The following is an 8,477-nucleotide window of genomic DNA, read 5'->3' on the forward strand; positions in this document are numbered from 1 at the left end:
TTTGCGTATCGACTGTTTGCGTATCGACTGTTTGCGTATCGACTGTTTGCGTATCGACTGTTTGCGTATCGACTGTTTGCGTATCGACTGTTTGCATCGTGCAGATGCCAATTTGGCAGCTGCTGCGTACTTATGCCTATATCGATGTTGAAGTGCTGTTTGGGAGATATGCTGGGCACAATCTGGTCCATAAGCTACCTACCTTCAGTTCTCCCAAGCTTCTCTTTCCACGCCAGAGCCCTTTTTTCCAAGTCGCTCACAAAAGCTTTTTTAGCTGGGCTGTAGCCGCTTGTCTCCGCATGCACTGACGCCAAATTTTCTTTAAATAAGCTGTAGGCCGCCGTTTCATCCGGATGACTGCGCAGATAGTCCCGAAGCACGAGATGGCGCGTAATCTGCGGATGGTCTTTCTCATACACATGGATGTGATGAGTCCGATTTTCTCCGCCTCTGCGGAAAAGCCGTCTGCCCGGGATGCCCCAATCACCGGCCGCCTCGTATCCGAGCGCGGTCATTTGGGCGTTATAACCATCTATCGCTTCAATATCCTGTACGAGCATCATCATGTCGATTACCGGTTTGGCCTGCATGCCGGGTACAGATGTACTGCCGAAATGCTCGAAAGAAACGATCTCTTCCCCAAATACAGTCCGCAGAAACTCGGCTTCTTTCTCGAAACGTCGAACCCAGTCCGGATCGTATGGCGATAAACGAACCTGCATTAGGAAGCCTCCTTTCAATAACGAACCTGCTTGATAAGAAACTTAACGGCATATGCGATAGGCATTGTACCGGTTTCGATCTTTTCAACGTTATTCAATATTATTTGGTGCTGTTCGGTATTATTCGATGCACGAAAAGCACGTCCTGCCCGATCTTGGAAATAAATTGTCATACATCGGCGGCGGATTGCGATACACGGTAAGTAATGCAAGGCAAGGCAACGCAATACACGGCAATACACGGCAATGCACGGAGATGATCGTCTGTTCCTCGTTGTAGAATTTTTGCGCAAAGGTGAAAAGGAAGAGGAACTTGGCGAATGGCAGAATTTACTTAAAGATTCGCTTAGAGATCCTGTTCAGGGCGGAAATGTTGAAAAGGACATATTTGATTAAAAATTTATAAAAAATGTTCGTGATTTTTAGTTTTTATAAATGGAAGTAGATAAGGACTATCGTGTATATAGAGTGAAAACCGAATATTATTTCAAATTCAACCTTGACTCACTTACCTTCATCGGTTATGATTACTTTTGTTAAAAGGCGAACAATAACAAATTAATTCATATAATCATTCGTATATTCTCGAAGATAAGGTTCGGGAGTCTCTACCAGGGAACCGTAAAGTCCCGGCTACGGATAGGATGCTTTTCGCATACCTGCCGTCAGCCGGGCTTTTTTGCGCGTTCAGAATTTGAGCTCTGATCGCATTCGTCTACCCGTCTGCCAAAATCTCAAGCACGGTATGCGCCCATCAGAGGAGGAGACTACAGATCATGACCGATTCCATTACGCTTGAACTCAACGAACAGAATGCCGGAAGTTCCGCCCAGTACGACTGCATCATCGTCGGCGCAGGTCCGGCAGGCATCTTTGCCAGCTATGAACTGACGCGCCAGGCGCCGGATTGGAAAGTGCTGCTGGTCGACAAAGGCCATGATATCTACAAACGCCGCTGTCCGATTTTGGAAAACAAAGTCCAGTTCTGTCCTCCGGCTGCGGGACGCAAAGAGTTCGCGGGCTGTCTGCCGGCCTGCTCGATCACGGCGGGCTTCGGCGGTGCGGGCGCATACAGCGACGGCAAATTCAATATCACAACGGAGTTCGGCGGCTGGATGACGGATTACCTGGCTCCTTCGCAGGTGCTGGAACTTATCCAATATGTTGATTCCATCAACTTGGAGCACGGTGCGACGGAGTCGATTACCGACCCGACGACCGATACCATCCGCGATATTGAGCAGAAAGCCTATTCGGCGGGACTGAAGCTGCTGCGCGCCGAAGTTCGTCACCTCGGAACGGAACAGAATCTGGAGATTCTGAAGTCGATCTTCGAATATCTGAAGCCGCGCGTCGAGATGAAGTACAAAGCGGAAGTGGAAGACCTGATCACTGTCAAAGAAGGCGGAGAGCATACGGTTACTGGCATTCGGTTGAAAAACGGTGAGGAATACCATGCGCCGCGTGTCATGATCGCTCCGGGACGTGACGGTTCAGCTTGGCTGTCAGAAGTCTTCAAAAAACGCCGTCTCAAGCTGACCAACAACCAAGTAGACGTCGGCGTACGTGTCGAGACATCCGATGTTGTCATGCGCCAGATCAATGAGCATCTGTATGAAGGCAAATTCGTGTTCAACACGTCGGTCGGCACTCGCGTACGTACGTTCTGCAGCAACCCGTCCGGTCACGTTGTCGTAGAAAATCACAGCGGCGTTATGGCGGCAAACGGCCACTCCTACAAAGATCCGGCACTTGGTTCGAAGAACACGAACTTTGCCCTGCTTGTGTCGCACAAGTTCACGGAGCCGTTCGATAAGCCGAACGAATATGCCCGCGAAATCTGCGAACGCGCCAACGACCTGTCCAGCGGCGGTGTGATCGTCCAGAAATACGGCGATATTTTGCGCGGACGCCGTTCTACGCCGGACCGTATTCGCGAAGGCTTCCTGGAGCCTACGCTGAAGGAAGCCGTACCGGGTGATCTTGGCCTGGTACTGCCGTACAACACAATGAAGAGTCTGATCGAGATGGTGGAAGCGCTGGAGAAAGTAACGCCGGGCATCGCGTCGGAGCATACACTCTTCTACGGCGTAGAAGCGAAATTCTACTCTGCCCGTCCGAAGCTGGACGAGACGCTCGAGACCGAGATTCGCGGTCTATACTGCGGCGGCGACGGCGCAGGAATTACGCGCGGTTTGGCACAGGCCGGCGCGGCAGGCGTGCATATCGCGCGCGGTATGGTGAAGAAGGCCGGTGCAGTTGGACGTCCGGCCGTGGAGCGGACATTGGCTTAAATTCCTTCAAAATCGAAAAACCCTTTCGTATTGTCCGATTACGGATTAATTAACGAAGGGGTTTTTCATTTTATTGAGCCATTTTGTTCTCTGTTATTTGAATTCAGAGATTAATTTTGTGCGCTAAAACTTTGGCAATCGCTTCTTCAGCAGCAAATCCTTCGATTGGACTGTCAGGCGCTTCACGGTGCTGCTTCAAGCATTCCATACTTTGAGCATCAAGCTGTGCTGGATCCAGAAATGACATGGACCATGCTGCCCAGAAGCGCGCTTTATGATTATCTGAATAAAGAAGCTTTTTTAATGGAGGAATGCTCTCTGTTCCTATTCTTGTTAAAGTTAAAGCTGCGGCCATTTTAAGTTGTTCATCGTTTTCGAGCAAAAAGCCTGCCACCTGTTCAGCACTTTTGGCAGCCTTAGGGCCAATTTCTCCCAAGACCAAAATAATCATAGTACGTATAGAGTCATCTTCTGACTTCAGCCTCTCAAGAAGCATCGGAATCACTTGTTCTCCCTGATGTTTCAACCCTTGTATTGCGCTCATTGCTTCATCGGTATCCGAGCTGCCAAGTTGTATGATCTGGGAACTTACTAAGCTCAAATTCGACATTGTCACCTCTCCTTTAAAAGTTATTTAGAAGTGAAATCAACTAGTGCTCATGACTGTTCATCTATTGAACAATCCTCTTGAGCAGATCGTTACATCTTTTTAAAATCGGAATTTCCAGGCAGCAAAAAACCGGCAGCAAATCCTGCCGGTTTTCCCTATATAGATAAAAGGTCACGAAAGCGAAACTTACAGGGCAAACTTGGTCAGCTCCTGCTGCAGGTCTTCCGCGAGGCGCGCCAGGTGGCGGGAAGAACCGTTGACTTCTTCCATAGTAGACAGCTGCTCCTCGCTCGCCGCGCTGACTTCCTGCAGGCCGGCGGCGCCCTGCTCGGTCACGCGGCTGATGCTCTGCATAGCATGGCCGATCTCCGAGGAGCGACCGGAAGCAGAGACGATTTCGCGGGAGATCTCTCCAATCCGCCCCGACACGTCGGCGATCGATTCCTTGATCAATGCGAACGATTCAGAGACTCGGCTGGCACCATCGACGCCGTGTTTGACCCGTCCCGACGCTTCCTGCATGGAAGCGACGGCTTTTTTGCTTTCGTCCTGCACAGCGCGCACCGTATCGGTGATCTGCGAAGCCGACTTGGCCGCCGATTCGGCGAGTTTGCGGATTTCCTGGGCAACTACGTCAAAGCCGCGGCCGGCTTCACCGGCGCGGGCCGCTTCAATGGAAGCGTTCAGCGCCAGTAAATTAGTCTGCTCTGCCACCTGCTGAATTGCAGAGACAAGCTGGTCGATGTCTTCAATGCGGCGCTCCAACGATGTGATAACGGAGCCGGTGCGGCCTACACTGCTGTCAATGTCGCGGATCTGCTGCATAACGTCGTTCACGTCTTCCATACCGGCATGAGCTGCCTGCTCCGTACGCCCGGCCAGTGACGTGATCGATTCGCTGCTGCCACGGATCTGGTCCATGCTGTCGGCGAGCCGTTCGGCGGAACGGGTCACTTCGGCCACAGTTTGCGCCTGCGCTTCGAACCCGTCGGCCAGATGGCTGGAAGAAGCCGCGATGTGCCCCGAAGCGACCGACGTCTGTTCAGCGCTTGCGGTCAGCTGCTGCGAGGAAGCGGACAGCGTCATGGAACTTTCGTCCACTTTCCGCACGATACCGCGCAGTCCGGCGATCATGCCGTTGAACGAATCCGACAATTGACCGATTTCATCCCGGGACACATACTCGGCCCGTACGGTTAGATTGCCATTTTCGGCTTCCTGCATCAGCTGCTGGATGCGGCGCAGCGGACGGGAGACAGCGCGGGCGATGAGATAGCCGACGAGCAGTGACAACGCGATACCGACGGTCAGCAAGGTAAGGATCAGAATCAGAGAACCGTTTTTGAGCAGAAGCGTTTTTTCGCTGCTTGCTTTGGCCTCGTCGGTGAGCAGCGTCGTGATTTCACGCAGCATATCGTTTGTTTCCTGTCGAAGCGGTTGTACCTTTTGAGTGAAAGCAGAGTAGGCCTGCACGTTTTGGTTGTTTTCAATCAGTAGGACGACTTCGTCGAGAGCGCTTTGGTAATCCGGTACGACTGCGAGGAAAGCTTCGTATTTTTCATTCACAGCCTCCGACATGGTCAGCTGTTCCAGATTGGTATACAGCAAGGTATTCGATTCTTTGAGTTTGGAGAATGCGTCAATCAGCTTGTCCAGTTGGGCGTTATCGGTAGAGATCATCAGTTCGAGCACAACTGACTGCATAGAAAGGTTGTTGGCCTGCACCGGATTGAGAAGGGCCATCGTCTGAACGTTTTCATCATACAGGCGTTGAGCGTCTCCAGACATTTTTTTCGTGGCATCGTAGCCACTGTAGCCGACGGCAGCGAGCAGAAGAGCAGAAACACAGGTTAAAATGAGGATTTTCCAACGGACACTTAAATTTTTCATCATAGACCTCCAAGGTTGTAGTTAGTTAGTTGTAGTTTGTTAACTATTTAGAAATTGATTGAATTCCAAAAAACTAAAGCCAAAGAATCATAAGATCCTTGGCCTTAGTTTATAAAGCTTAGCTGAAATGAAGCTGAAAGCTTATGCAGCTTCAACTATACTTGCCAGCTGTGCGCTGCTGGTTCATAATCGTAAGCAAAAAAGGAGGATCAAGCATGGGCATGACCATCGAGACCGAACGCCTAATTCTACGAGACGCCGTTCCGGAAGACTGGGCGGCCATTCACGAGTATTCTTCGGATCCGCAGGTCGTGAAGTATTCCATGTGGGGACCGAATACGGAGGAGCAGACCCGAGAATACATAGCGCAGGTCATCGAGATGCAGCGCGAACGGCCGCGAATGAACTATGAGCTGGCCGTTACCCTGCGAGAAAGCGGTCGGCTGATCGGAGGCTGCGGTATTCACAAAGCAGGATTTAATGCGGAAATCGGCTATACTTTTAATCCCCGTTTCGGGAAGAAGGGATATGCCACCGAGGCGGCTTTTGCTCTGCTGCAGTTCGGCTTTGAAACAATTGGACGTTCACCGGATCTATGCGACCTGCCGACCGGAGAATGAAGCTTCGGCAAAAGTTATGAAACGTCTTGGGATGAAGCGGGAAGGACGGATAAGGGAGCATCTGTTTTTCAAAGGCCAATTCCACGATTCGGAGCTGTACTCGATTCTGCGGCATGAATTCAAGTAATCTTTGCGCATATCGTTGAAGTTAAAGTTGACACAGTAATAGTAGGAAAAGCCGCCGGATATATCCGGCGGTTTTGGTTATGCAGTTATGCAGTTGGATAGAAGCACAGACGCTTACAGCTGGAATCTTGCCAATTCCTGCTTCAGCTCTTCGGAAAGCTTGGACAGATGACGAGCGGATTCGCTTACTTCTTCCATCGTAGACAGCTGTTCTTCGCTTGCGGCACTGACTTCCTGCAGGCCTGACGCTCCCTGCTCGGTGATCTGGCTGATGCTCTGCATGGCGTGTCCGATTTCGGTAGACTGAGTGGAAGCGGAAGCGATCGAGCGTGAAATTTCGCTGATCTGTCCCGAAACGTCGGAGATCGATTCCCGAATCGAAGTGAACGACTCGGATACTCGGCCGGCGCCTTTGACTCCCTGCTTGACCAGACCGGAAGCATCTTTCATTGAAACGACAGCTTTTTTGCTTTCTTCCTGAACGGAGTGAACCGTTTCGGTGATCTGCGAGGCCGATTCGGCTGCCGACTCGGCGAGCTTGCGAATCTCTTGGGCGACTACGTTGAAGCCTCTGCCGGCTTCTCCGGCACGGGCAGCTTCAATCGAAGCGTTCAGCGCCAATAGATTGGTTTGTTTGGCGACCTGTTGAATTGCTGCGACAAGCGCATCGATGTCTTCGATCCGGCGTTCCAGCGAGGCGATAACGGAACTGGTATGTTCGACGCTTGTATCGATATTTTGAATCTGCTGCAGGACGTCATGCACTTCGTTCAATCCGTCGTTGGCGGAGCGCTCGGTCTGGCCGGCCAGCTCTGCGATCGACTCGCTGCCGCCTTGGATTTGGCTCATATTGTCGGCGAGATGTTCGGCAGAAGTTTTCACTTCCGCCACTGTGCGAGTCTGCTCTTCAAAGCCATCTGACAGCTGGCTGGATGAAGAGGCAATGTGTCCGGAAGCAATGGACGTTTGCTCGGAACTTGCGGTCAGCTGCTGCGAAGAAGCGGACAGTGTGAGTGCACTTTCGTCCACCTTCTGGATGATGCTGCGCAGACCGGCAATCATTCCGTTGAATGAAGATGACAGCTGACCGATCTCGTCGCGGGAATCGTAATCGGCTCGCACAGTGAGATCGCCGTTTTCCGCGCTTTGCATCAGCTGTTGGATACGGCGCAGCGGATTTGATACGGCGCGAGCGATCACGTAACCGGCTGCAAGCAGCAGTAAGGTACCGCCAACAAGCAGAGAAAGGATCAGGATCATAGAAGCATTTTTAAGATGGGTAGATCGATCGCTATTCATTTCCGCTTCACGGGCTTGAAGTTCCAGAATGACTTTTAGCTTTTCGTTCATTTCTTGGCGGATCGGCTGTACTTTTTCTGCGAAGACACTGTATGCCTCAATGTTTTCTCCGGCTTCGGCAAGATCGGCAACTTCATCTACAGCAGAGCGATAGTCCGGCAGAATAGATTGAAAAATGTCGTATTGCTTACGCATTTCCTCAGACATTTGCATTTCTTCAAGCTGTACGTAAAAAGCGTTGTTTGCTTCCTTGGCTTGAAGAAGTTCGTTATGCAGCTGCTGCATGGTAGCGGAGTCCGTAGTGACAATCATTTCGAGCACATACGACTGTCTGGCAATATTGTTGGCGCGAACCTCGTCAATAATGGTCATGACTTTTACATTTTCGTTGTACATCCGTTCGGAAGCATCGGCAACCTTTCTTGTAGCATCAAATCCGCTGTAACCGACCGCAGCAATCAGAATTGCGGAAATAACGGTCAGGATTAAAATTTTCCAGCGCACATTTAAGTTTTTCATTGTGTAACCCTCCTTGGTTGGACTTCGAGTACAAGAAAAGACAGAATCGATCTCTTGTTTCGGAAGTCTAAATTTGTCGAATTTTGCTTTTGCTTGTTATATCGGCAGTAGGGAAAGAACTTGTAAGACCTTGTAACGCAAAAAAATCCATAGACGGAAATCTCGGAACCTGACAGGTTCCGAGATTTCGATCTATGGATGCTTAGGGCCTGTATGCAAACCTATTTCCGCAAAATCCGAAAGAGTTTATTGAAGATGTAATAGGGGGGAAAAGAAAATAAGTGCGCCTGTACACTTATTTTTCTCACATTTTTAACTTTTGCTGAAATAAGTGCTCCTATACACTTATTTCAGCGTTTTCGCGTTTCTAACCTTACTTTTATGTGAAATAGTTGCA

Annotated in this window: 7 protein-coding genes and 1 riboswitch; of the genes, 3 read left to right on the plus strand and 4 right to left on the minus strand. The window is 50.4% G+C overall.

The features are described 5' to 3' along the window. Positions 1 to 194: 194 nt before the first annotated feature. Entirely contained in the window at positions 195 to 722 is a 528-nt protein-coding gene (locus tag F456_RS0121220) for a GrpB family protein (RefSeq protein ID WP_018979032.1), read from the minus strand. Positions 723 to 1,277: 555 nt separating this feature from the next. After that, positions 1,278 to 1,378, plus strand: a riboswitch (purine riboswitch). Positions 1,379 to 1,498: 120 nt separating this feature from the next. Here F456_RS0121220 and F456_RS0121230 point away from each other — a divergent pair. Then, positions 1,499 to 3,016 carry an NAD(P)/FAD-dependent oxidoreductase gene (locus F456_RS0121230; RefSeq protein ID WP_018979034.1) on the plus strand — a complete coding sequence of 506 codons (1,518 nt, stop codon included), beginning with the start codon at positions 1,499 to 1,501 and terminating at the stop codon, positions 3,014 to 3,016. 103 nt (positions 3,017 to 3,119) lie between these two features. Here F456_RS0121230 and F456_RS0121235 read toward each other — a convergent pair whose 3' ends face one another. After that, a complete protein-coding gene (locus F456_RS0121235; RefSeq protein ID WP_018979035.1) occupies positions 3,120 to 3,626 on the minus strand; it encodes a HEAT repeat domain-containing protein in 507 nt (168 codons plus the stop codon). A gap of 186 nt (positions 3,627 to 3,812) precedes the next feature. After that, entirely contained in the window at positions 3,813 to 5,516 is a 1,704-nt protein-coding gene (locus tag F456_RS0121240) for a methyl-accepting chemotaxis protein (RefSeq protein ID WP_018979036.1), read from the minus strand. Positions 5,517 to 5,731: 215 nt separating this feature from the next. On the opposite strand from F456_RS0121240, the gene F456_RS23300 reads away from it, so the two are divergent. Together F456_RS23300 and F456_RS25105 are read left to right on the plus strand one after the other, a co-directional pair. Further along, positions 5,732 to 6,136 carry a GNAT family N-acetyltransferase gene (locus F456_RS23300; protein WP_308423404.1) on the plus strand — a complete coding sequence of 135 codons (405 nt, stop codon included), beginning with the start codon at positions 5,732 to 5,734 and terminating at the stop codon, positions 6,134 to 6,136. Further along, positions 6,045 to 6,263: a GNAT family N-acetyltransferase gene (locus F456_RS25105; RefSeq protein ID WP_342342024.1), complete on the plus strand. Its 219-nt coding sequence runs from the start codon at positions 6,045 to 6,047 to the stop codon at positions 6,261 to 6,263. The genes F456_RS23300 and F456_RS25105 overlap by 92 nt, the downstream gene beginning before the upstream one ends. Before the next feature lie 113 nt (positions 6,264 to 6,376). Here the strand turns inward: F456_RS25105 and F456_RS0121250 are convergent, their stop codons facing one another. After that, positions 6,377 to 8,080 (minus strand): methyl-accepting chemotaxis protein, encoded by a 1,704-nt coding sequence (locus F456_RS0121250; protein ID WP_018979037.1) that lies wholly within the window; start codon positions 8,078 to 8,080, stop codon positions 6,377 to 6,379. Positions 8,081 to 8,477: the final 397 nt, after the last annotated feature.

The sequence above is a fragment of the Saccharibacillus kuerlensis DSM 22868 genome (genome assembly GCF_000378145.1).
In the GTDB taxonomy this organism is placed as follows: Bacteria; Bacillota; Bacilli; order Paenibacillales; family Paenibacillaceae; genus Saccharibacillus; species Saccharibacillus kuerlensis.